Origin of the sequence: Nitrosomonas nitrosa (genome assembly GCF_003051105.1) — a bacterium.
In the GTDB taxonomy this organism is placed as follows: domain Bacteria; phylum Pseudomonadota; class Gammaproteobacteria; order Burkholderiales; family Nitrosomonadaceae; genus Nitrosomonas; species Nitrosomonas nitrosa.
The window spans coordinates 67721-93775 of record NZ_QAOO01000001.1 but is presented as its reverse complement, the minus strand read 5'-3'; the positions used below and the strand labels follow the sequence as shown (position 1 = coordinate 93775).

The following is a 26055-nucleotide window of genomic DNA, read 5'->3' as shown; positions in this document are numbered from 1 at the left end:
CTTTTTATTTATTTATCTGTCAATTTCACCAAAAACGATATCTTGCGTACCAATAATTGCCACCAAATCGGCTATCATATGACCACGTGACATTTCATCTAGAGCCGCTAAATGTGCAAAGCCTGGTGCACGAATTTTCAGTCGGTAGGGTTTGTTAGCGCCATCAGAAATAATATAGATTCCAAACTCCCCTTTGGGATGCTCAACCGCAGCATAAACTTCCCCAGGCGGCACATGAATACCTTCAGTGAACAATTTGAAGTGATGGATCAGCTCTTCCATATTTTGCTTCATCGCCACGCGAGAAGGCGGTGCAACCTTATGATTATCTACGATGACTGGGCCTGGATTGTTACGTAACCATTCGATACATTGCTTGATGATACGATTGGATTGGCGCATTTCTTCAATCCGCACCAAGTAGCGATCGTAACAATCCCCATTTACGCCAACAGGAATATCAAATTCGAGTAGATCATAAACCTCATAGGGTTGCTTTTTACGTAGATCCCATTCTACCCCAGATCCTCGTAGCATCGGCCCGGTAAATCCTAGCGCCAACGCACGTTCTGGTGAAACAACACCGATATCCACCAATCGCTGTTTCCAGATTCGATTATCTGTCAGCAGTGTTTCATACTCATCGATATATTTTGGAAAACGCAAAGTAAAGTCTTCGATAAAATCAAGTAATGATCCTTGGCGATTCTCATTGCGCTTCTTTGTTTCCTTTTCATCGTGAATGCGCGATACCTGGTATTGAGGCATCGTATCAGGCAAGTCTCGATATACACCACCGGGGCGATAATATGCAGCATGCATTCGGGCGCCAGATACCGCTTCATAGCAATCCATCAAATCTTCTCTATCACGGAACGCATAGAGAAACACTGTCATGGCACCAACATCTAAAGCATGCGCACCTAACCAAAGTAGATGATTTAATATCCTCGTTATTTCATCAAACATCACGCGAATATATTGAGCACGCAAAGGCACCTCGATCTCTAATAATCGTTCAATCGCCATTACATAAGCATGCTCATTTACCATCATGGAAACATAATCCAACCGATCCATGTAAGGCACCGATTGAATATATGTCTTACTTTCGGCTAATTTTTCTGTGGCACGATGAAGCAATCCAATATGTGGATCTGCCCGTCTTATCACTTCACCATCTAACTCCATTACTAATCGCAATACACCGTGCGCAGCAGGATGTTGAGGGCCAAAATTCATGGTGTAATTACGTATTTCAGCCATATCTAAGCAATCCTAACTCCAATAAAAGTATGTTCCGACTTCACGCTCAATCAACCTTACTGTCATCGCCATAGTGATCCTCACGGACAACATAGGGAGTTATCTCTCGAGGCTCAATTGTAATAGGTTGGTAAATCACTCTTTTCTGATCAGCGTCATAGCGCATTTCTACAAAACCAGATAAGGGAAAATCCTTACGAAAGGGGTTTCCAATAAAACCGTAATCGGTGAGGATTCTTCTTAGATCTGGGTGATTGGAAAAAATGATGCCATATAGATCAAATGCCTCTCGCTCAAACCAATTAGCGGAAGGCCATATGCCCATGACTGAATCCACCATTGGAAACTCATCGTCATCGATAAATACTCTTAATCGTAGCCGATGATTAAGGGTAGTCGACAATAAGTGATAAACTACTGCGAAACGTCTATTCTGACGCCCTTCTCCAGCAAAAGAATCACGGGTATAGCTAGCATAATCAACGCCGCACAAATCAATGAGCATATCAAAACTCAAATCGGGATGATCATGTAACACTTCTGACACATCAAGCAAATCTTGCGATTGCACTACAATAGTTATTTCTTTCAAATGTTGACCCAAATGAATCAACTTACTACCGAGCACATCCCGCAAGGCTAATGACAGCTTCTCATAACGACTAGTCGACATAATTTAAGGTCTAGCGTGCAATAGTATTTGTTCTTTTAATTTTATTCTGAAGCTGAATAATTCCATAAAGTAATGCTTCGGCGGTTGGGGGGCATCCTGGCACATAAATATCGACCGGCACAATTCGATCGCATCCACGAACCACGGAGTAAGAATAATGATAATATCCGCCTCCGTTAGCACATGAACCCATTGAAATTACCCAGCGTGGCTCTGCCATTTGATCATAGACTTTACGCAAAGCGGGTGCCATTTTATTACAGAGCGTTCCCGCAACTATCATCACATCGGATTGCCGAGGGCTTGGGCGAAACACGATTCCAAAACGGTCCAAATCATAACGAGATGCGCCTGTCTGCATCATTTCAACTGCACAACAAGCCAACCCAAAAGTCATTGGCCACATCGACCCCGTACGCCCCCAGTTAATTACAGAATCGAGCGTTGTTGTTACAAAACCTTTGTCAGCTGTACCTTCCATCATATCAATCCCACTCCAAGGCACCCTTTTTCCATTCGTAGACAAACCCTACAATCAGTATTCCAAGGAACACCAACATAGCAGTAAAACCAAACAAGCCGATTTCATTTAATACGACGGCCCAAGGAAAAAGAAATGCTATTTCCAGATCAAACAAAATAAATAAGATAGCTACCAGATAATAGCGCACATCAAATTTTATCCGCGCATCTTCAAAGGCTTCAAATCCACATTCGTAGGAAGATAGCTTTTCACTATCAGGTCGATTGGGTGCAAACATCCAGCCTGCCAACATGGATAATACGCCTACCGCCAATCCGATTAATATAAAAAGCAAAATTGGAAAATAGTTACCCAACATCGTATCTAGCATTTTGTTTTTCTCATTAATTAATTTTTTGTCTAGTCACCGATCTTGTGTACAAGAGATGGTGCCGATGGCGAGACTCGAACTCGCACAGCTTTCGCTACCGCCCCCTCAAGACGGCGTGTCTACCAATTCCACCACATCGGCTATTGATTTTAGTCGACAAACACAGCAAATCATTCTTTACTCAGGTATCTCTTTTGCCTTCGAGGAGGAATCTTCTCTTAAGGGTACATCTGGTGACGGTATTGCGTCTGCTGAAGCACTTCCTTCCTGCATTTCAACCATTCCTTCAGACTCAAACCGTTTCATTACACTCGCATTTTCTTTTTCACCCCCAGAAAAATATGCCAGCGTTAGACTTGTAATAAAAAATACCGTAGCTGCCAAAGCCGTTGAGCGGCTTAAAAAATTTGCTGAACCACTGGCACCAAATAAACTCCCGGCCGAACCGCTACCAAAGGCAGCTCCCACGTCTGCGCCTTTACCATGTTGCAATAATACCAATACAATAACAACCAATGCTGCTACCAAATGAACCGACCAGATTACTGTTTCCATTTTTTACTCTATAAAAATCAACGCTGTGCAGCCAAACAAATTGAGATAAAATCACTCGCAACTAATGAAGCGCCGCCTATCAACCCTCCATCAATATCAGGCATAGAAAACAACTCACCGGCGTTATTCGATTTCACGCTTCCACCATAGAGTATTTGTATACCATTAGCGGTAGTTTCACTTTGTTTAGCAATCTTGTTACGTATGAATAAGTGTACTCCCTGTGCTTGCGAAGGCGTAGCCGTTTTTCCAGTACCGATGGCCCATACAGGTTCATAAGCGATAACTGATTTAACCAGTGAATCAACACCTACTAATTTAATCACAGCATCAAGTTGCTCTTCAATAATTCGCTCTGTCTCACCTATTTCACGCTGCGCCAAAGTCTCACCAACGCACAAAATGGGAGTAAGTCCTTTATCCTGTACTTTCTTGAATTTCTCCGCGACCGTATGATTATCTTCACCGAACAAACTTCGTCTCTCAGAATGGCCAACAATCACATAATGGCAAGAAAAATCTAGCAGCATTTCCGCTGCCACTTCTCCCGTATAAGCGCCCAAATCAAATTGACTTACGTTCTGAGCGCCCCACAATATATGGGTATTCTCTAAAGTACGCTGCACTTCTGCCAAATAAGGATAAGGTGGGCAAACCGCACATTTAACATTCTGTAATTCTCTTGTTCCGGCAACTACCGCGTTAAGTAACGCCTGGTTCTGATCCAAATTACCGTTCATTTTCCAGTTACCGACAACTAACTTTGTGCGCATCCTCTTTTTCCTTAAATATCAGAACAGGGGATGCTACCCGTGAATGCACACCACGTCAATCTCTTGACAAACTGTGTTTTAAGCGTACCCACCCTGTTGACAATATAAATTCGTATATTGATTTTGATTTGATACAGCATAAAATCGTTAGGACAATTTATTTCTACACTTAAAAAATACTTGATAAACTCAAAATACTTTAATAGTACTTAAACTATAAATAGTTGTATTTTAGGTAATATACCTACTGCCTCAAAAAATCAGTTGACTACTGGCGATGAAAAACAAACCAAAAGGCATATAAATAAGGAAGATGATAATAAATCAATTCGGCCCGCCATGCTCGAGCCATCTGCGACAATCAGGGGTCAGCGCACGCTCGCACGCCGCTTCGTAAAGCCTCAACTCTTCAGCAGATAAGATATCGCGCCAACGCCCATTGGTGCCTTTATAAAGAAATGTCTTTGCTCCGCCTTTCCAGAATTGACCTCCACCCGGCGCATACAATTCTCCTTTACACTTCATCTCATCAAACGATATGGCCTTAATGATATCCGGCCAAGTATTTTCAGGCACATCAATCTCTAAAAATGCTGCTATGCGGCGTACTTCTCGCTCTGTATCCTCGAGCATATCTCCATAATGAAATAATTGAATATTAGGAAGATGGCGATAATTCCACCATGATTGGACATTAGAAAGGTGCGACCAATAAGGCCAACCATCCGCCTCCCACTCGAATGCCCCACGGGTTATCCAATTCCGCCAAAAAATGTGAATATCTTCTGGCGGATACGGGAGTTCGTCACCAACACGACCAACCAGCATATTCATGAGCATGAACATTTCATCTTTCATGCTTGTATAGTGATTCCATAGAGACATAAAAACATCACGAGCATCACGGGCAATGTAAAGATATTTTGTATTTTCGTTATAGGGTAATCCATCGAGAGGAAGATGCGTCTTAATAAACCGCCGATGTTGCTGGGCCTTCAATTTATTTAATACCACTTCCAAGGGAACAATCCTCATATCAAGCCATGGCGACATCTCTGCCGGTGGCGCTGGAAATTTCCCATCTTGAAAGAGAAGATGCGCAACTATTGCCTGAGTCCATGTGGTACCCGCTTTATACGAAGTTGCGATGACGATATCATCACTTCGCGGCTCGAAATAATCCCAGCGCGTGCTATCGAAATGATGATTTTGGTAAATATGCGTGCGTTGAGGTAAAGACGACATCGATAGGCTCTTCTATTTTGAATGTTAAAAAGTGATGGAATCAATCAAGAAATATTTTAGACATAATGGCTATTGCAAAAATACATTTTTAGCTGCCGCCTAATTGTAATCCCAATCTGAAAGCAATTGCTATCCTACTCAAAGTTTCGTAATTTAAAATTGAACATTCTCACTGATCACGTCGTCTATTCACCGCCCCTATCCGCATGGGTATCAGCTACCCGCTACTAGCTCTGATTCTATTGGATCGCTTGTGTAGTGAGGTATTTCAGCGATTTATTGATGCTTTAACTACGAACCTTTGTATGCCTCCGATCGATACAACTCGAATGCAAATTTGAGTGTCTGCGCTCAGACAATGATAAAATTTGCGTTTACATTAGAATTGAATTGAATAATAAGAATAAAACAAATGGTTGGAATTCTGATTATCTCTCATGATGAGCTAGGGAACAGTTTAGCGCAATGCGCCACCCATATCTTTGGGGAAGAACCGCCCTTATTAATAAATCAAGGGATCTCGATTCATGATGATCCCGACGCCATTATCATTAAAGCCAAAAGTTTGATAGAGGAGCTTGATCAAGGCGATGGCGTTTTGATCATGACAGACATTATTGGCGCCACCCCCTGTAACATTGCTCGGCAGTTAACGCAATCCGGCAGAGTAGAATGCCTAGCGGGTATGAACTTGCCGATGTTAGTCCGCGCCATAAGTTATCGACACGAACCGCTTTCCACCATGTTAGAAAAAGCCCTTACTGGAGCAAGAGATGGAATCGCGCGTATCCTTCCTGAGTACTAAAATGCTTACTAAAGAAGTGACTATCATTAACAAACTTGGTTTACATGCCCGCGCTTCAGCCAAGCTCACGCGATTGGCGAATCAATTCCAAAGTGAAGTATGGCTTACACGCAATGGACGTAAAGTCAATGCAAAAAGTATTATGGGTGTAATGACACTAGCCGCGAACAAAGGGTCAATCATCGAGATAGAAGTAGCCGGCATTGATGAATTTGAAGCCTTACAGGCACTAACAACCTTGATTAATGATCACTTCGGAGAAGGTGAATGAGTTTTATCTTGCATGGCGTAGGTGCTTCCGAAGGCATCGCAATAGGTCACGCACACCTTGCATCGCCTGCCGCGCTTGATGTCCCACATTACTTAATCCCCAAGACTCAAATAGACAAAGAAATTGTTCGGCTAAATAATGCTTTTACAATAGTACGCAAGGAGCTTGAGAAGCTTCAATCCACGGCAAATCAAGGTCCGACATTTGCGGAATTCAACGCATTTCTCGAATTGCACCACATGATTCTAGATGATCCGACGCTTGGATTAGCCGCTGTCGATTGCATCGCCCAAACTCAATGCAACGCAGAGTGGGCCGTGACACAACAAATGGAAGTTTTGCTCGCTCAATTTGAAGAAATTGAGGATGCTTATCTAAGGGAACGTAAAACGGATGTTATCCAGGTTGTCGAGCGAGTTCTAAAAGTTTTGCTGGGGCATCCAGGCTATATCCCTCCTCCTTCCAAACACGATGGCAATAGTATATTGGTCGCACATGATTTGAGTCCTGCGGATGTAATGCAGTATAAGCAACATCAATTCGCAGCCTTTTTGATCGATTTGGGTGGAATTACCTCACACACCGCAATCGTGGCACGCAGCTTGAACATCCCTTCGATAGTAGCGATGCAGCATGCACGTCAACTTATCTACAATAACGACAACTTGATTGTAGATGGCGGGCAAGGGATTGTCATAATTAATCCGGATAAATATATCCTGACAGAGTATCGCTTAAAGCAAAATCAGCTTGACCTAGAAAAGCGCAAGCTTAAGCGTATACGATCAATACCAACTAAAACACTTGATGGAACACTTATAGAAATCCATGCCAATATAGAGCTACCTCAAGATGTGGAACAAGTCAAAGAAAGTGGCGCAACAGGAATAGGATTGTTTAGAAGCGAATTTTTATTTCTCAATCGCGATGACTTACCTGACGAAGAGGAGCAGTATGATGCCTATTCAAGTGTCGCTCAGAATATGCGCGGACTTCCAGTCACAATCCGCACCTTTGATCTTGGTGCAGATAAAAATCATAAAATTGGTAATCATTCTACTGTCAATCCAGCTCTAGGGCTTCGCGCAATCCGGCTAAGCCTGGTGGAGCAAGCAATGTTTCTTACTCAATTACGCGCCATATTAAGAGCATCAGTTCATGGCGAAATTCGCATCCTGATTCCTATGCTCTGCAATGATTATGAACTCAATCAGACCTTACAACTGATCGAACGCGCAAAGCAAAGCTTATCAGATAACAATGTACCTTTTGGCCAGAAGGTCAAAATAGGTGGGATGATCGAGATTCCTGCCGCGGCACTGAGTGTGGAAATGTTCATGCGTAAACTGGATTTCCTCTCTATTGGCACAAACGATTTAATCCAGTATACACTCGCCATAGATCGCGCCGATGATGCAGTTGCCCACCTATATGATCCCCTACACCCTTCCATACTCTGGTTACTTGCACATGTTATTCATGCCGCAAATCGTGCCGGTATGCCTGTCTCTGTTTGTGGTGAGATAGCTGGTGATATTCGATATACCCGATTATTACTGGGTTTAGGTTTACGGCAATTTTCCATGTATCCCGCCCAAATTTTGACTGTTAAGCAAGAAATTTTGAAAAGCTACCTACCCAATATCTTGCCTATTACACAAAAAATGCTTAAATCCGAGGAAGCAGAAAAAATTCATGGACTACTAGCGAAGTTGAATAGTTAAATGGAGTGGGGTCCATATTCTGTGCAAATTATCCATGAACTTACACCCATTTACAGTCGATTTTTATGCCTAATTGGTTTAAGCCCTAGTAGGCATGTAATTGAATGTGGCAATTATTAACTCTATTGATGATATCCAAATCAGTTTCCCCGCAAATGCCGTCAGGCTGTCATCTTGAACCTAGTGGTTCAAGGTGGTTGCTCACCGTATGCATCAGGCTCTTCTTCGATGAGAAGCGCTCAACAGCATCGCTTTAGTTTACAACCCGTTACTTAGAGTTGGTTCAAAGAGTATGAGCCTTAACAAACACCGCAGGGAATAATCTATATTGCTCCATTCATGAGCGCTATGAAAAGTGCTAATAAGCTATTAACTCTCTTTTCTTGGTAACAGCTCATCTAATTTGCTTTCGATTATCTTAATTCTACGCTTAAATTCACTCATGTCAAAACTTTCGACCGACCGCAAAGTAAGTAACTCATGGGCAATTTGAAGGGCGGCAACGATTGCAATTTGCTCGTTGCCTACTATTTTTCCCTCATTTTTTATGTGCTGTATTTTTTGATCTAAATAAGATACAGCATACAACAAGCCTTCCCGCTCCTCTTTAGTACAGCTCATGGAAAATTCACACCCTAGAATTTTAACGGTAATCGACTTCTCACTGCTCATTTTAGCTTTCAGGCAAGGTACTTAAAAGAACCTGCAGGCGATTTGCGGCCATCTGTATTTTTTCAGTGAGCTGATTATTTGCTGTAATTACATCAGCCAATTGTCGTTGCAACCTGATATTTTCTGCATGCGTATCTCTGTACAACGTGATCAGCCGATCAATCTTTTCTTCAAGTAAAATTAATTCTTTATCCATAGAAGCCACTATAGTTTTTCGAATACAATAAAGTCAATAATCAATTTTCCTTAATTTGCTTATCTTTTAAAATGGCAAGCTGCCACGCTAGCAAACACAAATCTAGCATTCGTAGCTATTGAGTAAACTCAGTTAGAATAATAAATTCATATCCTCCAAATCACATAAAATGGATTATGGTCCGTAACAGCAGTGAAATCCTAGATGTCATTATCATCGGTGCTGGTAGCGCAGGGTTATCCGCACTGCGTGAAGTGAAAAAGCGAACCGAACGATTTATTTTGATTAATGACGGTTACTGGGGCACGACATGCGCACGCGTCGGATGCATGCCTTCCAAGGTACTTATCGAGGCTGCCAACGCTTTTCATTACCATACGAAACTCGATGCTTTCGGTATTCGCGGCGCAGAACACTTGTCGGTAGATATAACCCAAGTCATGCAACGTGTCCGTAAGCTTCGTGATGATTTTGTCAATAGCACGCTTAAGACGACAGAAGCACTAGCAAATAGAACGATCTCAGGCCGAGCGCGCTTACTGGGTCCAACCCAGGTATTTATCAATAATCAAATATTGAGCGCAAAAAAAATTATTATAGCAACTGGCTCCCGTCCGATCGTACCCCCAAATTGGCAAACATTAGGAAAAGCCTTATTGACGACAGATAATCTGTTTGAACAAGAAAAACTTCCCTCGAGTCTGGCAGTCATTGGGATGGGGCCGATTGGCGTAGAATTGGCCCAGGCACTTTCACGTCTAGGCATTAAAGTAACCGGGTTTGGTAGTCACAAGCTGGTCGGCGGGCTTAGTGACCCCTATGTCAATCAAGTGGCAGTAACCTTGCTCTCACAAGAATTCCCGCTGTACCTAGGGGAAAAAGCAGATCTCGCACTTGGATCCAAGGATAATAGATTAAGCGTCAATGCTGGCTCAACCACTATCGTAGCAGAAGGCATACTTGCTGCACTTGGACGACGGCCTAATATCGATGACCTGGGGCTCGAGACACTAGGCGTTCCGCTTGATCAGCACGGGTTACCGCCAGTCAATTTGGCCACATTACAGATAGCTGATCTTCCCGTATTTTTGGTCGGCGACGCTAATAATTTTTCACCAATACTGCATGAAGCTGCTGACGAAGGCCATATTGCAGGACTTAATGCTACACGAGAAAATATTTTTTGTTTTAAACGCAGAGTGCCACTAAACATCGTTTTTTCTGACCCATGTATCGCGACGATAGGTAGCCGTTTTAAATTACTCAAAGACAGAGAAATCGTAATAGGCGAAGTGCATTTTGATAACCAGGGGAGAGCTCGCGCGGCCCAGCGCAATAAAGGGATAATCCGTGTTTACGCTACAGCAAAGAGCGGTCAATTACTGGGTGCAGAAATGTGCGCGCCCGCTGGTGAACATATGGCTCACTTACTAGCCCTGGCAATTGATCAATCATTAACCGTGTGGGATTTATTGCGCATGCCCTACTACCACCCAGTGTTAGAAGAGGGATTGCGAACAGCGTTACGTAGCCTGGCAGCTCAATTACCTGAACGAAATGAATCCGATCTTGCTACATGTGGCGCATTCAATGCAGATGCACTTGATTGAGACAGATAACTAAACTACAACACCGAAAAGGCTACCAACAGCTGCAGTGAGCACCATTGCGAGTATTCCCCAAAAAATAACCCGCAGCGATCCCACGAGTATCTTAGCGCCCCCTAAATAAGCTGCAAGCGCACCCAAAATAGCTAAAGAAAAAAGCGAAACAATCGAAACAGTTAAAATAATTTGCGTGATCGGTGCAATAAAAGTAGCAATCAAAGGCATCGAGGCACCCAAAGTAAACGTTCCAGCCGATGTCAGAGCAGCTTGCAGTGGTTGTGCGTGAATACGCTCGTAAATACCCAACTCGTCCCTGAGATGCGCATCCAAAGCATCGTGCGTCATTAATTGCTTGGCTACTTCTCTCGCCAATTCCGGCTGAAGTCCTCTACTCACATAGATATCGACTAATTCTTGGAACTCAAAACCAATATCTTCGCTAAGGTGACGTTGCTCAAGCGCAATATCAGCCTTCTCGGTATCAGCTTGTGAACTCACCGACACATACTCACCTGCAGCCATTGACATAGCTCCGGCAACAAGACCCGCCACTCCTGCCAATAGAATTTCCTCACGTCCTGCATTGGCAGCAGCCACACCAATGATGAGGCTAGCCGTAGAAACGATGCCATCATTCGCACCTAACACCGCTGCGCGAAGCCAGCCAGTCCGATGCGAACGGTGCTCTTCATTACGATTCATGCATTCAATCTGATAGAAGTAAGCTTAATTATAGATATTAATGACTTTTAGGGGGGTGCCTGACTCTACAACACAATAATGATGCTTGTGATCTTTCCATTTCACACTCACAATAATTCTTTAGCGAGAATAACTTACATCGTTAACTGTACCGAATTTCGCTCATGATATTTCAACAACTATTTTAAAAAAATGACAGTACAACGTTAACTCACCATTTTCAATGGAGAAAGAAATATGTGACAAAATATTCTAATGGTATATCTGTGTTATGCCTTTAAGTTAAACATAGAAAATATCTTCAAGCTGAAACGCTATTTGCCGTATTCTGAAGAATCTTACTCAACTTCTCGCCCAATGTTGCAGCAGTAAACGGTTTTACAATATAACCACTAGCGCCAGCTTTTACTGCTGCAAGGATGTTTTCCTTCTTAGCCTCAGCTGTCACCATAAGCACAGGTATTTCCTTTAACTCATCGTCTGCCCGAACTCTCTGCAACATGGTCAATCCATCCATATTGGGCATATTCCAATCGGAAACGATAAAATCAAAACCACCTTCACGCAACTTCTTGAGTGCGGATGCACCATCTTCTGCTTCTTCCACATTGCAAAAACCTAACTCTTTCAGAAAATTACACACAATTCTTCTCATCGTAGAAAAATCGTCCACTACGAGAAATTTCAAATCCTTATCTAACATTATCGACTTATCTCCATGTTTTTATTCCAGCCATGCACCGATATCTAGCTTCTTAAGAGTCAAATCAATCCCGCCGAATCAGCTCAATTAAATTATCTCGTAAGAGTGCTCAGGCTCTTATCATGGTTATCGGTCAATGTTGATAAAAGTTTAATGCGTTTATTCTTTAAGAAGAACGGTATTTGGCTACCTTTTGTAGGTATAACCGTGAACAGCTCAGTAGTATGTTTATTGTAAATAGCTTTTTGCTTAAATTTTCAATTAATAATCACCTTTCATGAAAATTCTGCGCAGCATAATTGATCGTTTTTCTGTATGGAGATGAATCTAGGACCCTAGGTATTATAAAGATTTTATATATTCATATATCCGTTACTCATTTTTCTGGTTTATCCAGAGAAACTATATGCGAAGTTGAGTTTGCGCAAGATTTTTGACAACCTGCATCACACTCCAATCCAAAACGCCCTAATCCACCACAGCTTCCAGCAAGCGGTTTGCGTCCCATCAAAGTACCAGCCGCCATAGCTCCAACAGCGATAGCCATGACCAAAAAACTTGCTAAAAAGGTAGCCAAAAAAGTTTGGCTGCTCTTAGACTCAAAATGACTCGTTGCACGCTCTACAAAAGCACCATTCCGACTCACGATAAATAATGCGGACAACCCAAGCTGTTCGGCAAGGCGTATACCACGTTCAAGCCCCATAACCAGCAACGCAGTTGCCCATGCATCAGCCAACATGCAAGTTTCTGCCATCACAGTCACCGAGGCCAAATGATTTTCGACTGGCCAGCCTGTTACCGGATCAATGATATGCATATATTGCTTACCATCGATCGAGAAATAATTTCGATAATTACCGGAAGTAGCGAGGGCAGTATTTTTGACCGGTATAATCTTTTGTACCGAATAATTCAATGATTGAGGCGATTCAATCCCGATTTGCCAAGGGATTCCTTGAGCATTCTTACCATTTGCACGGATTTCTCCCCCAATTTCAATCATATAATGTTCAATGCCATGTCGCTCAAGTATTACCGCAATTTGATCGACTGCATACCCCTTAGCGATCCCGGAAAGATCAACGTATAGGTCGGAACGTAATTTACGTACGGCTGAGTTCGTTTCATGCAACTCAAGTTTGTTATAACCGGTTCGTGCAAGCACAGCATCGATCTTGGCTTGATCCGGAAGCCTTTTGGGCCGACTCTCCGGCCCAAACCCCCATAGATTGACTAAAGGCCCTATCGTGACATCGAAAGCACCCTGGCTTTGTCGGCTGATCTCTTTTGCTGTCTCGATGACGCTGTAAAGTGATTTAGAAACCAACAGCCAATCGGTTGTCTCAGCACGATTGAGAAGCGACAATTCTGAATCAGGATCATAAGTTGACATGACCCGGTTGGTCTCCACCAGTTGGCGTTCAATTTCAGCATGTATGATTTGAGAAGAAGATGCATCTGGCGCATCACGGTATTTTACCGTGTAGCGTGTTCCCATCGTATTTCCCGATAACTCGGTCAAAACAAGCGAAGAACGGCTGACAAGAAAACTAAAAGTAATTACAGCGAAAAAGAAAACAAACAACACTATGATTACTACACGTGTTGATGAAGTAGATAGCGTAGACATGTCAATTAATATGATTGACGTTTAACCCCCAAAGTCGTCAAACAGAATATTCTCCTGCTCAACCCCGAGATCCACCAGCATTTTGATAACCGACTGTATCATCATTGGTGGCCCGCACAAATAATACTCACAATCTTCTGGCGCCGGATGATTTTTCAAGTATTCCTCGTATAATACTTCATGGATAAACCCTGTATAACCTTCCCAGTTATCTTCAGGTAAAGGCTCGGACAAAGCGACATACCATTTGAAATTATCGTTTTCTTGTGCCAGCTTATCGAAATCTTCTACATAGAACATTTCATTCTTAGAACGTGCCCCATACCAGAATGAAATTTTACGCTTGCTTTTAAGCCGGCATAATTGATCGAAAATATGTGAACGCATTGGCGCCATACCTGCCCCGCCGCCAATGAAAATCATTTCGTTGTCAGTTTCACGTGCATAAAATTCACCAAATGGTCCCATGATATTGACTTGGTCGCCAGGCTTAAGAGCAAAAATATATGATGAACCCTGACCAGGCGGTATTCCTTCGGTTTTAGGAGGCGGTGTAGCTATACGAACATTCAACATAATGATGCCCCGTTCTTCCGGATAGTTTGCCATAGAGTAGGCACGTATTACAGCTTCCTTGCTTTCCGAGACATATTGCCAAAGATTGAAGCGGTCCCAATCTTTGCGAAAGCGCTCTTCAATATCGAAATCCTTGAAAGCACATCGATGAGGGGGACACTCTATTTGGATATAACCTCCCGCACGAAATTCTACGTTTTCTCCAGGAGGAAGTTCCAAAATGAGTTCTTTAATAAAGGTAGCGACATTATGATTTGAGCGCACCTTACATGCCCATTTCTTGACACCAAATACTTCCTCGGGGACAGCAATCTTCAAATCCTGTTTTACAGCAACTTGACAAGATAAGCGATAGCCAGCTCGTGCGTCGCGTTTGTTGATATGCGATGTTTCCGTAGGGAGAATTGCCCCTCCTCCTTCGAAAATTTTTACTCGGCATTGCCCGCATGTCCCACTGCCTCCACAAGGAGAGCTTACGAATATGCCTGCATTGGCAAGCGTACCGAGTAATTTTCCACCTGCTGGTGTTTCGATAGTACGTTTATCATTGACAACGATCTTGACGTTTCCCTGTATCTGAAGCACCGAACGTGCCCATAAAATCAGGAAAACCAGCGCAATAACGATGGACGTAAAAAAAAAGACGCCTAGCGCAATCTCTAGCATAGCAAGATATCGTTCATAGCCGAATACCGGAAAAAGCCATGAAACCTAAAGCCATCAGTCCAGCACTGATAAAAGTAATACCCAGTCCTTGCAAACCATCGGGTACATCCGAATACTTGAGTTTCTCTCGTACGCCTGCCATAGCCGTAATAGCAAGCGCCCAGCCAAACCCTGAACCGAGTCCATAGGTAACACTCTCGGCGAACGTATAATCCCGTTCCACCATGAAAAGCGTCCCCCCTAGAATGGCACAATTAACGGTAATCAGCGGCAGAAATATACCGAGAGCGTTATAAAGAGCAGGCACGAAGCGGTCTAAGAACATTTCGAGAATTTGTACCATGGCAGCAATGACGCCAATGTAACTCACAAAACCCAGAAAGCTAAGATCAACATTGGAAAGCCCTGCCCAGTCGAGCGCACCATCACGCAACAAGTAACGATAAATCAAATTATTGAGTGGAACAGTCAATGTCTGAACCACGATAACCGCAATGCCCAAACCAAATGCAGTTTCAATTTTTTTTGAAATCGCCAGAAAAGTACACATTCCCAAAAAAAAGGAAAGTGCGAGATTTTCAACAAAAACTGCAGTGATAAAAAGGTTGACCAGTGCTTCCATCAGGCAACCTCACTATGCTGTCGCATCGTTTGGATACGATATTCGGCTTTTTCGACTTGTGTTCTTTTCCATGAACGTACAACCCAAATGATGAGCCCAATCAGGAAAAATGCACTCGGCGGCAACAACAGCAAGCCATTAGGCACATACCAGCCACCATCCTTGGCGAGCGGCAACATGGTATAGCCCAGTAAGGTGCCAGAACCAAAGAGCTCACGGATCGTGCCTACTATTAACAAAATAGCGCTAAAACCGAGACCATTACCCAAACCATCGAGAAAACTGGGTAACGGTGGATTTTTCATAGCGAATGCTTCAGCACGTCCCATCACGATACAGTTAGTGATGATCAATCCAACGAATACTGACAATTGTTTACTGATTTCATAGGCAAAGGCGCGTAGAAACTGATCAACGACGATTACCAGGGAAGCAATAATCGTCATCTGCACAATGATCCGGATATTCGCAGGTATATGGTGACGGATCATGCTAATTACTGCACTGGAACAAGCAACAACCAATGTTAATGCGATACACATCGTGATTGCGGTCGACAATTTACTTGTCACCGCGAGCGCAGAACAGATGCCTAAAACTTGCAATATGATTGGATTATTATCGACGACAGGTGAAAATAGAATCTTGCGAACCGGATAAGCCATACTGTCACCTCCTTTCTTTTTGCTCTCGCAGTTGGGCCAGATAGGGCCCAAAGCCTTCTTCACTCAACCAATAATTCAATAATTGCATAACACCTCGAGTTGTCAAGGTAGCCCCCGATAATCCGTCAACCTTATGTTGATGATCGGGTGTTGTGGTTCCCACGGCACCCTTGACTAGTTCGATATGTGGTTCCCAATCATCATCAAAGGCAATTTTTCCTTCCCATAGCGCGAGCCATTGAGGGTTGTCAACTTCACCACCCAGGCCGGGCGTTTCAGCATGCTGATAAAATCTAAGCCCCTGAATCGTGCGTAAATCATCTTGTAGAGCAATAAATCCATAAAGTGTTGACCATAATCCATAGCCATACACAGGCAAAATCAAGGTTTTGAGTCGACCCACTTCATCGTTGACTCGATAGACTGGCAAGTATTTAGGCTTTCGTCTGATCTGTGCGGGGTCTTCGTTTCGTTTCAGCGGTTCCGACAAATTGACGTCTTTGGCCGCCTTTGCGATATCAAAATGCTCTGGATCAAGTGCATCCGTCACTTGGCCGCTACTCAATTCGACCATAACAGCGTCAACTTGTCGAAAAGCCTGCTCAACAGTCAGACCAGGCTCTAGGAGATCAGCAATCTCGACAATTATGCGCTTGCGTTCAATGCTTTGATTGTTCAACTGGATCGGCTTAAGCAGTATTGCAGCACTTGCAACAATGAGTGAGCAGACAAGGCAAACGGAAAATGCCACCAGTAGTGTTTTACTGCCACTATGCCGAACAGGAGGTGCTTTTGATTCAGCCATGACGACGCAGTCTCCGCCGAATATTAATCTGGATTACGACATAATCGATTAACGGTGCAAAAATATTGGCAAATAAAATTGCAAGCATGATGCCTTCTGGAAAAGCCGGGTTAATTACGCGTATCAATACAGTCATAATTCCTATCAGAATACCGTACACCCAGCGTCCGGCCGTGGTCATGGCGGCGGATACCGGATCAGTTGCCATAAACACCATACCAAAAGCAAACCCACCCAACACCAGATGCCAGTACCATGGCATTTCCGTCAGTGGATGCGTTTCGCTACCAAAGGCATTGAACAACAAAGTTGTTCCCACCATTCCAAGAAATACACCGAGGATGATCCGCCAGGAGGCAACTTTTGTATAAATAAGAAAGGCAGCGCCAATCAAACAAGCCAAAGTCGAGGTCTCACCCAATGAACCGGGAATCAAGCCAATGAAAGCATCCCACCAAGTATAGCCACCAGAAACAATAGCATCCATTCCCCCCGTAACTCCCAATCCCAACGGGGTTGCCCCGGAATAACCATCTACCAGAGAGGTTGCCCCCGAGGAAATATCTGCCGCGACCCACACTTGATCACCCGACATCTCTGCAGGATAGGCAAAAAAGAGAAAAGCACGCCCAACCAATGCAGGATTAAGAAAATTCTTACCGGTACCACCAAAAATCTCTTTGCCAATCACGACGCCGAAGCTGATACCGAGCGCCACCATCCATAACGGCATATCAGGAGGTAGCGTCAGCGCAAACAACATAGAGGTCACCAAAAACCCCTCATTGATTTCATGCTTGCGCACAATAGCAAAAAGGACTTCCCAGACCCCCCCTACAATCAAGGTGGTCAGGTAAATAGGCAAAAAATGTAAAAAACCATGTGCCATATTAGCCAGAATACTATCGGGTGCGAATCCTATACGCAGCCCTTGAAGCAGCGCGCCTCGCCAGTCGTCTTTAATGAGTGCGAGCTCCTGGATGGCAAGGTTCGCCTGGTAGCCAGTATTGAACCAACTCCAAAGTATGCAGGGAATCAACGCGATCACGACATAGCTCATCAATCGCTTCAAATCGATCGCATCGCGTACATGGGGGGCGGTACGAGTCGAATCGGCAGGCGTATACAGAAAAGTATCGACCATTTCATACAAAGCATGATACTTTTCGAAACGCCCACCTTGAGAGAATAGGGGCTTCATAGATTCGAGCAAACGACGCATCTCAGATATCAGCCTTCTTTTTCGATTTGTCTCAAATTTTCACGTAAAATCAAACCGTAATCATGCTTACCTACGCATACAAAAGAACACAGCGCAAGATCTTCTTCGTCGAGTTCAAGGCAACCCAATTTTTGTGCCATTTCAGTATCCCCCACCAACAAGGCCCGCAATAATTGCGTAGGCAAAATATCAAGAGGCATGATTTCTTCAAAACTACCGGTCGGTATCATGGCACGCGGACTGCCGTTCTGGCTAGCCGTAAAATCGAATGTTTCCCCTCGGTTGCGCAAAAAACTCGAGATCAAAACATTCATTTGTGAGAATTTTTTCCTTCCAGGCGCTAACCAGCCAAGAAATTCTCGCTCAGTGTGCTCTCTAATGGCGCTGATTTGTAAATGATGTCGCCCGAGATAAGCAGACCAGTCAGCAGCACGACGTCCTGACCAGACCGAACCGGAAATAATTCGGTTATCGGTGGAGTCAGCCAGCTCACCGTCAAGAAGTTCGTCCAATGAAGCGCCTAGGCGCGTACGTAATAACCGTGCTGAACCTTTTCCCGGATGTGCTGGAAGCGTCGCACCTAAACGCGAATGTAATACCTGGGGGTATTTTACCTGCGGACCGCCAAGCGCAATGATGCGCTGTGTCCATAACCGCCCTGTAGTAAACAATTTACCGATCGCAATAACTTCCTGGTAATTTAAATACCATACAGTTTTGTGTACGTTGACAGGGTCCAGAAAATGAATATGCGTACCGGCCAAACCGGCCGGATGCGGACCTGCAAAGCTAGCCACTTGTAATTGCGCTAGGTCCTCGGGTAAGGGAAAATGCGCGTCGTCTGCTTTACACACCCAAAGTGGGCCAGCTGTGAGATGGGTCAGTACGGTAAGTCCATGCGCGAAGGCATCTGCCTCTGTGGCAATAATCGGCGCAGGATCGGCAGCCAATGGATTTGTATCCATAGCCGTAACGAAAATAGCTGCTGGCTGTGTAGCAGGATCCGGTATCTTACTATAGGGGCGCGTCCGTAACGCAGCCCACGAGCCCGATTGCAGAAGATTTTCGATGACTTGGTCTGCTGAAAGATGAGGAAGCTTATCTGGTGTATAGGCAGCAAATGTTTCCTGATCTTCAACCGGATCCAACTGAATGATTACCGACAATAACCGTCGCTGCGCACCCCGATGAATCGCAATAATTTTTCCAGCGCCAGGTGCCGTGATCAACACATTAGGCAGCTTTTTATGTTCGAACAGCGCTTGCCCAAGCTTAACCGAATCACCTTCATCGACCCGCATAGCAGGTTTGAGATCGATATAATCCGGGCCCAAGATCGCCACATGGCGAACAGGTGGTGCCTCTTCTATCATTTGGATTGGTTGACCACTGATAGGCAGATCAAGTCCCTTCTTAATCCTGATAAGCATAGACATGAGCTCTCTTTAGATTCTTGATGATTCTTGATATGAGCAAGGTTGATATCGAAATCAAAATTATCGTACCAGCGTCATAAAATACTCCCGCTGCACCAGATCACTACCCCGTAATCGGCAATGAAACCGGACCATCACAATTTTAATGGGGTAGCATTATAATTGACGTATGCTTATATTTCAGGTGTGTCATAAATATAGCGTTCAAGCTGCTTGATGACAAACTGATGCTCAGAAATCGTATCCTTCACTAAATCTCCAATCGAAAGCAAACCAACCACTTTACCTTCATCGACCACGGGTAAATGACGCACGCGCATCTCGGTAATAAGCGCCATACAATCTTCATTGGTATCATCCAGCCCTACATAGGCCACTTGGCGTGTCATAATTTCCTTAACGTGCATTTCCTTGACGGGTTTATGTAACAAATAGGATTTACGTGAAAAATCACGCTCTGTAAGGATTCCCAACAATCTCTCATCTTTCATAACCAACAAGGCGCCAATATTATTGGCAGCCATCAACTGCATTGCATCGAAGACCGATGCATCAGGGTCGATTGTGGTTACTTTATGCCCTTTCTCTTGCAGCAGTTGCTTTACAGTTTTCATGGTTATCCTTCTCCTCTATCAATAAAATTATCTATGGGCTAGTCCTCTTGGCCATATTGTTAGTTTATAGCATCTAGCCCGAATTTTTCATAAATTGCCATGCGCGCCCCCATCCGTCCTTTGATCAATTAGAAAGATTTTACTTAGCTGATTGTTTGAAACGCAACACAACATTTCAGAAATATTTATTTATAAATCAACAAGATACAATATCATTACGTAAAAATATGAAATATACTGACTCAGTGTACGCTACCAAATGAAGCAAACGGCAAGCCATAAACTAAATTAGCTTAATAATCGTTGCAAATACTGATAGTAAATTGCACCCACAAATGGCAAATTGCCGGTATAACAAATAGCTATGCGAGTTGAAGTAAAATTTGAATTGATCAGTAGATACCAAAGAAAACTGCAACCAGATCCACTATAAAAATAATTGGAGCAAATATGCAGTTGATGATGCGATTACACGATGTAACTCTGATATTCGCGCAATCGCATTGATAGACAAAAGAAAAAAATTTCAAACAAAGCAGTCGAGGATGATATCAAAACAACCCGAGTAAATTTCCCAGGAGCTTATCAATAAATGGCTGAAATACACCCATAAAATTATCTAAATGGACGATGCCAACTAGTAAGATTAAGAATCCACCCATCGTGATACCGCGTTTTAATCCCCAGGCAAAATTAGCTGATGCAGGCAACTTCAAATGCGGTGGATTTGAAGACGAAAATATGATTTTCATAATCGCCAGAAATAAACCAAATAAAATACACCATAAAATTAATTTGAACGAATGATACAATCGCGTACCTAGATCTTCTTCCGCCCATTCAATGGCTGAAAAACGTAAACATATTATAGCGACGAGTATCAGCACCAATGAATTCCAGAATCCTCCAAATCTCGCTCTCATTTCGCTCTCGAAACTCATGTAACTCTCCTTTCAAAAAAGAAAATCTGTATTTGGAATCTACCCGATCATTATCAGATAGGGCGCTACCTGCATTGCTGATGTTATCATGCCCTATGTTAAATTTTCGTAAGTTAGCCAAATAATTTATGAGCGAGAGGATGGTTAAAAAATAGACGACCCAACCAGGTTTGAAGTTTAACTACTCACTTGCTCTCGTCAGCTTCAGCAGTTTGCCGTTCTCATCATCGGTCAGCAGATAAATCGCACCATCAGGCCCTTCTGCCACGTCGCGTATGCGTGCGCTATCTTTCAACAGTTTTTCTTCACTAATGATTTTAGTGCCTTCGATAGCGAGCTTGATCAAATGCTTACCAACAAGGGAACCAACGAACAAGTTTCCCTTCCATTCAGGAAACATATCACCTTGGTAGAACATCATACCGGAAGGTGCCACGGCAGGCGTCCAATGGTAAACAGGCTCCTCGAATCCTTGTTCTGCATGCTCATCCTTGATGGGCGTCATCCAATAATGAATGCCGTAGCTTGCCTTGGGCCAACCGTAATTCTTACCTGCTTTAGGAATATTGATTTCATCCCCACCGCGCGGCCCATGCTCATGCGTCCATAATTGCCCTGTTTGAGGATGAATGGCAGCACCTTGAATATGCCGGTGACCGTATGACCATATTTCTGGTTTGGCTTTTCTATCTTGAACGAAAGGATTATCAGCAGGCACGAGACCATCTCGGCGAATCCTCACTAATTTACCAAGATGATTATCAAGCGCCTGAGCTTCATCCATATACTTAAAACGGTCCCCCAGTGTCACAAAAAGATTGCCATCAGGTGCAAATACAAGTCGTGATCCAAAATGATTGCCGCCTTCAGTTTTAGGCTGCTGGCGAAAGATGACTTGCAGATTCTCCAGCGCCCCTCCCACTAATTTGGCTCTCGCGACAGCAGTGCCAGCCAAATCGCCTTGTGGCTCCGCATAGGCTAGATAAATAAAACTGTTCTTGGAAAAATCGGGATCCAATGCGATGCCCAGCAATCCCCCCTGATCTTGAGCGAATACGGTCGGTACACCCTTGATTGGGGGAGATAGCTGGCCTTCAGAGGAGACAACACGAAGTCGCCCCGCACGCTCAGTCAGAAGTATTCGGCCATCGGGCATGAAGGTCATGCTCCAGGGATGATTAAGCCCGCTGACCAGAACCTTGACATCCAACTTCACCTGCGAAGATTGGGCATGTGCGACCGAATAAAAAAAAGCACCACTTAAGGTTGTTAGAATGAATAATTTAATTATCTGCAAGATAAGCGTCATTTTATATTTCCTCCTGGTCCGTAGGCATGAATAATTCAGTCATTAAGCGGGCATTGACCAACCATTCGTGCCACCCATACAAGCATTCCCTCTCCATGCTCAAAAAAACATGCCACCATTCATTTTTTTATTCTACAAGAGATGAAGTTTGCTTTTTAGTTTATTGATGTCACGCTGAGCTATTTGGTTTACTCGTCGACAATCATTTCAAACCCACCATATATCATGCGTTTACCATCAAACGGCATGGGATTTACATCAGGTTGCAACCGTGGATCCGACATGACTTTCTCCATGCCTTGATCGCGCACTTCGCGCGACGGCCAGATAATCCAAGAAAAAACGACCGTTTCATCCTGCTGACACTTGACTGCCATAGGGAAAGAAGTGATTTTCCCTTCTGGTACATCATCTCCCCAACATTCGACCAGTTTGAGCGCACCATGCTCTTTAAATACGGCAGCCGCCTTCTTTGCATGCGCTCTGTAAACCTCTTTATTTTTTGTGGGAACTGCCGCCACAAATCCATCAACATAAGTCATCGCGTTTATCTCCTGTTTAAATGACAATCTATCTTACATAATACGATTAAACCGTAGGCAAGCCCTTGATTTCGATTATCGGTCTAATTTCAATTGTTCCTTTGCGTGCCAGCGGAATACGGGCTGCAATACCGATAGCTTCATCCAAATCAGTAACATCAACCAGATAATAACCCCCCAATTGTTCACGTGTCTCTGCGAAAGGTCCATCGGTGATCAGCTGCTTACCATCGCGTACACGGATGCTGGTCGCCAATGATGTTGGCTGCAGAGGATTGGCGGATAAAAATTGGCCGTTGGCTTTGAGCTGATGAGCAAGCTCTGTAGATTCCTTGTAACATTCTTCACGGTCAACTTCACTCAAGGTAAGCTCATCTTGATATATCAGCAACATGTACTTCATTACAATCTCCAAAATTAATTAATACGGGGGGAAGATTGAAAACTAATCTGCAGCGCGCAGCAGCGCTGCAATATCAATTTTCTTCATTTCGAATATTGCTTCGAGAACACGCTGGGATTTTTCAGAGTCAGGGCCATTGATCAGCTCGGACAGAATAGTAGGAACAATTTGCCAAGAAACACCGTATTTATCCTTGAGCCAGCCGCATTGCTGGGCTTTCTCATCCCCTCCTTCCGACAATTCTTGCCAGTAATAATCAACTTCTTCCTGCGTCACACAATTCACTTGAAATGAAATGGCCTCATTGAAGGTAAACATCGGCGCACCATTTAATGCAGTAAAAACTTGCCCATTCAGCTCAAACGATACTGTCATGACCGAACCTACCTGTTTTTCATGTATCGCTTTTCCTGCCTCACTGTAGCGGGAAACAGCCAAAATCTTTGCGTCCTTAAAAATTGAGGTATAAAACAATGCAGCTTCCTCAGCCTGATCGTTGAACCATAAACAAGGGGTTATTTTTTGCATCTTCCATAATCCATTTGGCTCATTGGCAACACAAAATCCCATCTCTTTCCAATATTCTGTAACCTGAATTGGATACTGCCTCTATCTCCAGTATGTTGCGAAGCTTGAATTCCCAGGATAAATCGATCGATTACCCTAGCATCTCGGGATAGTCTCCTAGTACCTTCTGAACATCAGCAGGAAAATCAGAGAATTCTTGTACTTGTCGTATTTCAATAATTTCATTATCAGAAGCCGGACAACGCATTGCCCATTGGATAGCTTCTTCCTTAGATGTCACTTGTATCATCCAATAGCCTCCCAACACCTCCTTAGCTTCAGTGAACGGCCCATCGGTGACATGGGGTTTGCCACTTTTGAAGGTAACTCGTGCACCCATTGAAGGGGGGTGAAGTCCATCAAGTGTGATGAGCACGCCTGCCTCTTGCAAAGCTTGGTTGTATTTCATCATGGCAGCGACAGCCTCTGCTTCAGGCAGAGTACCCGGCGTGGCGTTTTCATATCCCTTGGGAATCATCAACATCATAAAACGCATCCTATTTCTCCTCTGTTTATGTTCCACGAGCGTTTGATCAAAGCGATTTAGTTAGGAACATTGGGCTCCATAAAGATCAATTCCCAAATATGACCATCCAGATCTTGAAAACCATGTGAGTACATAAATCCATGATCTTGTGGCTCGCTATAGATTGTTCCCCCTGCCGCGACTGCTACACGAACCTGCTCATCAACTTCCGCGCGGCTACGACAGGATAAAGCGATGAGTACTTCGGTATGCTTCGTGGCGTCACAAATTGCTTTGGGGGTAAACAGCTTGAATTTTTCCTCAGTCAGCAGCATAACGAAAATATCCTCGCTGATGATCATGCATGTAGCCGTCTCATCGGTAAACTGAGGGTTAAAGGAATAACCCAGTTGGGTAAAGAACTTAATCGACTGATCGAGGTTTTTTACAGGCAGATTCACAAATATTTTGGTAGCCATCCCAATTTCCTTAAAAATCTATATAAAAGCATAACGTACGCTTACGTTTGGCTTGCATCAACCCTTGTGTGTCGACATAAAGGCTTCCATCCTGCTTGAGAGTTCACTGGGATCGACATCTTCAATATGCGTAGCGATATGCCAGTAGTGCCCGAATGGATCGACAATTTGGCAAGCACGATCTCCCCAAAATTGGTTTTCCAGGGGCATTTTCTCTATCGCTCCCGCTTGGATTGCATTCGCGAAAGTGGTATCGACATCCGGCACGTAAAGATGGAGCGTAACAGGGCTACCGCCGAGTGCCTCGGGAGAAGTTGAACCCCAATCTGGATTTTCATCTGAAATCATGAAAATGGAATCACCAATTTTGAATTCGCCATGCGCAATTTTTCCGTCTGGCAGATTGAGTCGCATCAACTCAGTCGCACCAAAAGCTTTTTTATAGAATTCGATCGCGCTGGCTGCTCCCCGAACAATCAAATAAGCGCTCAACGTATGGTACCCATCGGGTACTGGCTTGATTTTGTTAGACATACCCCTATTCTCCTGTATGTAATTAAACGAGATAAAATAATCCGTTACACTTATAGTCGAATGGCTTTAGCCAATTTCGACATGGCGCATCAATTTTTATACCGCAGATGAACCGCCTGGCTAAATAAAACCAAGCGCTTCAAGGGTTCGCTTATCTTCAGCGACGGGTCTGACTTCAACACACCCTATTTTAGCCCCTGGAATCCTTGAAGCCACCTGGATAGCCTCGTTCAGATCGCGAGCTTCTATAAGATAATAGCCGCCAAGCTGTTCTTTAGTTTCTGCGTAAGGCCCATCCGTTGTCATGACCTGGCCATTCCGTACTCTGAGCGTAATAGCTGCGTTAGGCGGCAAAAGCCGGTTACAGCCAAGGTAATGGCCACTTGTCCTGATGGCATCGGTAAATTCGGTATACTCCTGAAAATGCTGTTCTGCGACCCCTTTACTCATTTGCTCCATAACTTTCTCGGCACAGATTAAACATAAATATTTCATAGCAATACTCCTTACGAATACAAAAAATACAACT

General features: G+C 43.8%; 32 protein-coding genes, 1 tRNA gene and 1 other RNA gene. 4 read left to right on the top strand and 30 right to left on the bottom strand.

Annotated features, from left to right (window positions below; translation table 11 throughout):
* Nucleotides 1-12: 12 nt before the first annotated feature.
* The 8 genes from C8R30_RS00470 to C8R30_RS00435 all read right to left on the bottom strand — a co-directional run bounded on the left by C8R30_RS00470 (nucleotide 13) and on the right by C8R30_RS00435 (nucleotide 5366).
* Complete coding sequence (locus C8R30_RS00470; RefSeq protein WP_090665964.1) at nucleotides 13-1266, bottom strand: NADH-quinone oxidoreductase subunit D; 1254 nt, start codon at nucleotides 1264-1266, stop codon at nucleotides 13-15.
* Between the two features lie 46 nt (nucleotides 1267-1312).
* Nucleotides 1313-1939, bottom strand: a complete 627-nt coding sequence (locus C8R30_RS00465) for an NADH-quinone oxidoreductase subunit C (protein WP_090665962.1) — start codon at nucleotides 1937-1939, stop codon at nucleotides 1313-1315.
* A 10-nt stretch (nucleotides 1940-1949) separates the two neighbouring features.
* Complete coding sequence (locus C8R30_RS00460) at nucleotides 1950-2423, bottom strand: NuoB/complex I 20 kDa subunit family protein (RefSeq protein WP_090665961.1); 474 nt, start codon at nucleotides 2421-2423, stop codon at nucleotides 1950-1952.
* Nucleotide 2424: 1 nt separating this feature from the next.
* Nucleotides 2425-2781 carry an NADH-quinone oxidoreductase subunit A gene (locus tag C8R30_RS00455; protein ID WP_090666141.1) on the bottom strand — a complete coding sequence of 119 codons (357 nt, stop codon included), beginning with the start codon at nucleotides 2779-2781 and terminating at the stop codon, nucleotides 2425-2427.
* A 68-nt stretch (nucleotides 2782-2849) separates the two neighbouring features.
* Nucleotides 2850-2934: transfer RNA gene (locus C8R30_RS00450), tRNA-Leu, on the bottom strand.
* Between the two features lie 36 nt (nucleotides 2935-2970).
* Nucleotides 2971-3348, bottom strand: a complete 378-nt coding sequence (gene secG, locus C8R30_RS00445) for a preprotein translocase subunit SecG (protein WP_090665959.1) — start codon at nucleotides 3346-3348, stop codon at nucleotides 2971-2973.
* Nucleotides 3349-3365: 17 nt separating this feature from the next.
* On the bottom strand, nucleotides 3366-4121 hold the full coding sequence (tpiA, locus tag C8R30_RS00440; RefSeq protein ID WP_090665958.1) for a triose-phosphate isomerase: 756 nt from the start codon (nucleotides 4119-4121) through the stop codon (nucleotides 3366-3368).
* Between the two features lie 324 nt (nucleotides 4122-4445).
* Nucleotides 4446-5366 carry a sulfotransferase domain-containing protein gene (locus C8R30_RS00435; RefSeq protein WP_090665956.1) on the bottom strand — a complete coding sequence of 307 codons (921 nt, stop codon included), beginning with the start codon at nucleotides 5364-5366 and terminating at the stop codon, nucleotides 4446-4448.
* 412 nt (nucleotides 5367-5778) lie between these two features.
* Here C8R30_RS00435 and C8R30_RS00430 point away from each other — a divergent pair, with 412 nt between their 5' ends.
* From C8R30_RS00430 to ptsP, 3 genes are read left to right on the top strand one after another with little or no spacing between them, the layout of a single operon-like run.
* A complete protein-coding gene (locus C8R30_RS00430; protein WP_107783640.1) occupies nucleotides 5779-6171 on the top strand; it encodes a PTS sugar transporter subunit IIA in 393 nt (130 codons plus the stop codon).
* 1 nt (nucleotide 6172) lies between these two features.
* A complete protein-coding gene (locus C8R30_RS00425) occupies nucleotides 6173-6442 on the top strand; it encodes an HPr family phosphocarrier protein (protein ID WP_090665952.1) in 270 nt (89 codons plus the stop codon).
* A complete protein-coding gene (gene ptsP / locus C8R30_RS00420; RefSeq protein ID WP_090665950.1) occupies nucleotides 6439-8166 on the top strand; it encodes a phosphoenolpyruvate--protein phosphotransferase in 1728 nt (575 codons plus the stop codon). The genes C8R30_RS00425 and ptsP overlap by 4 nt, the downstream gene beginning before the upstream one ends.
* A gap of 142 nt (nucleotides 8167-8308) precedes the next feature.
* Here the strand turns inward: ptsP and ssrS are convergent.
* The 3 genes from ssrS to C8R30_RS00405 all read right to left on the bottom strand — a co-directional run bounded on the left by ssrS (nucleotide 8309) and on the right by C8R30_RS00405 (nucleotide 9043).
* Nucleotides 8309-8487, bottom strand: a non-coding RNA gene (gene ssrS, locus C8R30_RS00415) — 6S RNA.
* Nucleotides 8488-8535: 48 nt separating this feature from the next.
* Complete coding sequence (locus C8R30_RS00410; RefSeq protein ID WP_090665948.1) at nucleotides 8536-8838, bottom strand: cell division protein ZapA; 303 nt, start codon at nucleotides 8836-8838, stop codon at nucleotides 8536-8538.
* Between the two features lies 1 nt (nucleotide 8839).
* A complete protein-coding gene (locus C8R30_RS00405) occupies nucleotides 8840-9043 on the bottom strand; it encodes a hypothetical protein (RefSeq protein WP_219908803.1) in 204 nt (67 codons plus the stop codon).
* A gap of 167 nt (nucleotides 9044-9210) precedes the next feature.
* Between C8R30_RS00405 and C8R30_RS00400 the strand changes: the two genes are divergently transcribed.
* Nucleotides 9211-10644, top strand: a complete 1434-nt coding sequence (locus tag C8R30_RS00400; RefSeq protein WP_107783638.1) for a dihydrolipoyl dehydrogenase — start codon at nucleotides 9211-9213, stop codon at nucleotides 10642-10644.
* 9 nt (nucleotides 10645-10653) lie between these two features.
* Here the strand turns inward: C8R30_RS00400 and C8R30_RS00395 are convergent, their stop codons facing one another.
* The 19 genes from C8R30_RS00395 to C8R30_RS00305 form a co-directional block, all read right to left on the bottom strand.
* Nucleotides 10654-11343 carry a VIT1/CCC1 transporter family protein gene (locus tag C8R30_RS00395; protein ID WP_107789259.1) on the bottom strand — a complete coding sequence of 230 codons (690 nt, stop codon included), beginning with the start codon at nucleotides 11341-11343 and terminating at the stop codon, nucleotides 10654-10656.
* A gap of 301 nt (nucleotides 11344-11644) precedes the next feature.
* The gene (gene cheY / locus C8R30_RS00390; RefSeq protein WP_090665941.1) at nucleotides 11645-12046 is read right to left on the bottom strand and encodes a chemotaxis response regulator CheY; all 402 of its coding nucleotides are present in this window, start codon (nucleotides 12044-12046) and stop codon (nucleotides 11645-11647) included.
* 376 nt (nucleotides 12047-12422) lie between these two features.
* A complete protein-coding gene (locus C8R30_RS00385) occupies nucleotides 12423-13679 on the bottom strand; it encodes an FAD:protein FMN transferase (RefSeq protein WP_181257775.1) in 1257 nt (418 codons plus the stop codon).
* 21 nt (nucleotides 13680-13700) lie between these two features.
* Nucleotides 13701-14921: an NADH:ubiquinone reductase (Na(+)-transporting) subunit F gene (gene nqrF, locus C8R30_RS00380; RefSeq protein ID WP_107783636.1), complete on the bottom strand. Its 1221-nt coding sequence runs from the start codon at nucleotides 14919-14921 to the stop codon at nucleotides 13701-13703.
* A 13-nt stretch (nucleotides 14922-14934) separates the two neighbouring features.
* Entirely contained in the window at nucleotides 14935-15543 is a 609-nt protein-coding gene (nqrE, locus tag C8R30_RS00375) for an NADH:ubiquinone reductase (Na(+)-transporting) subunit E (protein WP_107783635.1), read from the bottom strand.
* Nucleotides 15543-16208: an NADH:ubiquinone reductase (Na(+)-transporting) subunit D gene (locus C8R30_RS00370; protein ID WP_107783634.1), complete on the bottom strand. Its 666-nt coding sequence runs from the start codon at nucleotides 16206-16208 to the stop codon at nucleotides 15543-15545. The genes nqrE and C8R30_RS00370 overlap by 1 nt, the downstream gene beginning before the upstream one ends.
* Nucleotides 16209-16212: 4 nt before the next feature.
* A complete protein-coding gene (locus tag C8R30_RS00365) occupies nucleotides 16213-17013 on the bottom strand; it encodes a Na(+)-translocating NADH-quinone reductase subunit C (protein WP_107783633.1) in 801 nt (266 codons plus the stop codon).
* Complete coding sequence (locus tag C8R30_RS00360; protein ID WP_107783632.1) at nucleotides 17006-18235, bottom strand: NADH:ubiquinone reductase (Na(+)-transporting) subunit B; 1230 nt, start codon at nucleotides 18233-18235, stop codon at nucleotides 17006-17008. The genes C8R30_RS00365 and C8R30_RS00360 overlap by 8 nt, the downstream gene beginning before the upstream one ends.
* 8 nt (nucleotides 18236-18243) lie before the next feature.
* The gene (nqrA, locus tag C8R30_RS00355; RefSeq protein WP_258191895.1) at nucleotides 18244-19671 is read right to left on the bottom strand and encodes an NADH:ubiquinone reductase (Na(+)-transporting) subunit A; all 1428 of its coding nucleotides are present in this window, start codon (nucleotides 19669-19671) and stop codon (nucleotides 18244-18246) included.
* 173 nt (nucleotides 19672-19844) lie between these two features.
* Nucleotides 19845-20285: a CBS domain-containing protein gene (locus C8R30_RS00350; protein ID WP_090665928.1), complete on the bottom strand. Its 441-nt coding sequence runs from the start codon at nucleotides 20283-20285 to the stop codon at nucleotides 19845-19847.
* Nucleotides 20286-20836: 551 nt separating this feature from the next.
* Nucleotides 20837-21172, bottom strand: coding sequence for a hypothetical protein (locus tag C8R30_RS00345; RefSeq protein ID WP_239654059.1), 336 nt, complete (start codon nucleotides 21170-21172; stop codon nucleotides 20837-20839).
* 235 nt (nucleotides 21173-21407) lie between these two features.
* Nucleotides 21408-22535 carry a PQQ-dependent sugar dehydrogenase gene (locus tag C8R30_RS00340; RefSeq protein WP_090665925.1) on the bottom strand — a complete coding sequence of 376 codons (1128 nt, stop codon included), beginning with the start codon at nucleotides 22533-22535 and terminating at the stop codon, nucleotides 21408-21410.
* A 188-nt stretch (nucleotides 22536-22723) separates the two neighbouring features.
* Nucleotides 22724-23077, bottom strand: coding sequence for a DUF1428 domain-containing protein (locus C8R30_RS00335; protein WP_090665923.1), 354 nt, complete (start codon nucleotides 23075-23077; stop codon nucleotides 22724-22726).
* 46 nt (nucleotides 23078-23123) lie between these two features.
* Entirely contained in the window at nucleotides 23124-23480 is a 357-nt protein-coding gene (locus tag C8R30_RS00330; RefSeq protein WP_090665921.1) for a YciI family protein, read from the bottom strand.
* A gap of 42 nt (nucleotides 23481-23522) precedes the next feature.
* Complete coding sequence (locus C8R30_RS00325) at nucleotides 23523-24008, bottom strand: VOC family protein (RefSeq protein WP_204799230.1); 486 nt, start codon at nucleotides 24006-24008, stop codon at nucleotides 23523-23525.
* A gap of 130 nt (nucleotides 24009-24138) precedes the next feature.
* Complete coding sequence (locus C8R30_RS00320) at nucleotides 24139-24543, bottom strand: YciI family protein (RefSeq protein WP_090665917.1); 405 nt, start codon at nucleotides 24541-24543, stop codon at nucleotides 24139-24141.
* A gap of 47 nt (nucleotides 24544-24590) precedes the next feature.
* Nucleotides 24591-24992: a VOC family protein gene (locus C8R30_RS00315; protein ID WP_090665915.1), complete on the bottom strand. Its 402-nt coding sequence runs from the start codon at nucleotides 24990-24992 to the stop codon at nucleotides 24591-24593.
* Nucleotides 24993-25049: 57 nt separating this feature from the next.
* Nucleotides 25050-25526 carry a VOC family protein gene (locus C8R30_RS00310; protein WP_090665914.1) on the bottom strand — a complete coding sequence of 159 codons (477 nt, stop codon included), beginning with the start codon at nucleotides 25524-25526 and terminating at the stop codon, nucleotides 25050-25052.
* A 120-nt stretch (nucleotides 25527-25646) separates the two neighbouring features.
* Complete coding sequence (locus C8R30_RS00305; RefSeq protein ID WP_090665912.1) at nucleotides 25647-26021, bottom strand: YciI family protein; 375 nt, start codon at nucleotides 26019-26021, stop codon at nucleotides 25647-25649.
* Nucleotides 26022-26055 lie beyond the last annotated feature (34 nt).

What these genes read in the sequence shown, in the direction of transcription:
- C8R30_RS00470 (WP_090665964.1), bottom strand. Translation starts at nt 1,266, where the DNA reads ATGGCTGAAATACGTAATTACACCATGAATTTTGGCCCTCAACATCCT.
- C8R30_RS00465 (WP_090665962.1), bottom strand. Translation starts at nt 1,939, where the DNA reads ATGTCGACTAGTCGTTATGAGAAGCTGTCATTAGCCTTGCGGGATGTG.
- C8R30_RS00460 (WP_090665961.1), bottom strand. Translation starts at nt 2,423, where the DNA reads ATGATGGAAGGTACAGCTGACAAAGGTTTTGTAACAACAACGCTCGAT.
- C8R30_RS00455 (WP_090666141.1), bottom strand. Translation starts at nt 2,781, where the DNA reads ATGTTGGGTAACTATTTTCCAATTTTGCTTTTTATATTAATCGGATTG.
- secG (WP_090665959.1), bottom strand. Translation starts at nt 3,348, where the DNA reads ATGGAAACAGTAATCTGGTCGGTTCATTTGGTAGCAGCATTGGTTGTT.
- tpiA (WP_090665958.1), bottom strand. Translation starts at nt 4,121, where the DNA reads ATGCGCACAAAGTTAGTTGTCGGTAACTGGAAAATGAACGGTAATTTG.
- C8R30_RS00435 (WP_090665956.1), bottom strand. Translation starts at nt 5,366, where the DNA reads ATGTCGTCTTTACCTCAACGCACGCATATTTACCAAAATCATCATTTC.
- C8R30_RS00430 (WP_107783640.1), top strand. Translation starts at nt 5,779, where the DNA reads ATGGTTGGAATTCTGATTATCTCTCATGATGAGCTAGGGAACAGTTTA.
- C8R30_RS00425 (WP_090665952.1), top strand. Translation starts at nt 6,173, where the DNA reads ATGCTTACTAAAGAAGTGACTATCATTAACAAACTTGGTTTACATGCC.
- ptsP (WP_090665950.1), top strand. Translation starts at nt 6,439, where the DNA reads ATGAGTTTTATCTTGCATGGCGTAGGTGCTTCCGAAGGCATCGCAATA.
- C8R30_RS00410 (WP_090665948.1), bottom strand. Translation starts at nt 8,838, where the DNA reads ATGAGCAGTGAGAAGTCGATTACCGTTAAAATTCTAGGGTGTGAATTT.
- C8R30_RS00400 (WP_107783638.1), top strand. Translation starts at nt 9,211, where the DNA reads ATGGTCCGTAACAGCAGTGAAATCCTAGATGTCATTATCATCGGTGCT.
- C8R30_RS00395 (WP_107789259.1), bottom strand. Translation starts at nt 11,343, where the DNA reads ATGAATCGTAATGAAGAGCACCGTTCGCATCGGACTGGCTGGCTTCGC.
- cheY (WP_090665941.1), bottom strand. Translation starts at nt 12,046, where the DNA reads ATGTTAGATAAGGATTTGAAATTTCTCGTAGTGGACGATTTTTCTACG.
- C8R30_RS00385 (WP_181257775.1), bottom strand. Translation starts at nt 13,679, where the DNA reads ATGTCTACGCTATCTACTTCATCAACACGTGTAGTAATCATAGTGTTG.
- nqrF (WP_107783636.1), bottom strand. Translation starts at nt 14,921, where the DNA reads ATGCTAGAGATTGCGCTAGGCGTCTTTTTTTTTACGTCCATCGTTATT.
- nqrE (WP_107783635.1), bottom strand. Translation starts at nt 15,543, where the DNA reads ATGGAAGCACTGGTCAACCTTTTTATCACTGCAGTTTTTGTTGAAAAT.
- C8R30_RS00370 (WP_107783634.1), bottom strand. Translation starts at nt 16,208, where the DNA reads ATGGCTTATCCGGTTCGCAAGATTCTATTTTCACCTGTCGTCGATAAT.
- C8R30_RS00365 (WP_107783633.1), bottom strand. Translation starts at nt 17,013, where the DNA reads ATGGCTGAATCAAAAGCACCTCCTGTTCGGCATAGTGGCAGTAAAACA.
- C8R30_RS00360 (WP_107783632.1), bottom strand. Translation starts at nt 18,235, where the DNA reads ATGCGTCGTTTGCTCGAATCTATGAAGCCCCTATTCTCTCAAGGTGGG.
- nqrA (WP_258191895.1), bottom strand. Translation starts at nt 19,671, where the DNA reads ATGTCTATGCTTATCAGGATTAAGAAGGGACTTGATCTGCCTATCAGT.
- C8R30_RS00350 (WP_090665928.1), bottom strand. Translation starts at nt 20,285, where the DNA reads ATGAAAACTGTAAAGCAACTGCTGCAAGAGAAAGGGCATAAAGTAACC.
- C8R30_RS00340 (WP_090665925.1), bottom strand. Translation starts at nt 22,535, where the DNA reads ATGACGCTTATCTTGCAGATAATTAAATTATTCATTCTAACAACCTTA.
- C8R30_RS00335 (WP_090665923.1), bottom strand. Translation starts at nt 23,077, where the DNA reads ATGACTTATGTTGATGGATTTGTGGCGGCAGTTCCCACAAAAAATAAA.
- C8R30_RS00330 (WP_090665921.1), bottom strand. Translation starts at nt 23,480, where the DNA reads ATGAAGTACATGTTGCTGATATATCAAGATGAGCTTACCTTGAGTGAA.
- C8R30_RS00325 (WP_204799230.1), bottom strand. Translation starts at nt 24,008, where the DNA reads ATGCAAAAAATAACCCCTTGTTTATGGTTCAACGATCAGGCTGAGGAA.
- C8R30_RS00320 (WP_090665917.1), bottom strand. Translation starts at nt 24,543, where the DNA reads ATGCGTTTTATGATGTTGATGATTCCCAAGGGATATGAAAACGCCACG.
- C8R30_RS00315 (WP_090665915.1), bottom strand. Translation starts at nt 24,992, where the DNA reads ATGGCTACCAAAATATTTGTGAATCTGCCTGTAAAAAACCTCGATCAG.
- C8R30_RS00310 (WP_090665914.1), bottom strand. Translation starts at nt 25,526, where the DNA reads ATGTCTAACAAAATCAAGCCAGTACCCGATGGGTACCATACGTTGAGC.
- C8R30_RS00305 (WP_090665912.1), bottom strand. Translation starts at nt 26,021, where the DNA reads ATGAAATATTTATGTTTAATCTGTGCCGAGAAAGTTATGGAGCAAATG.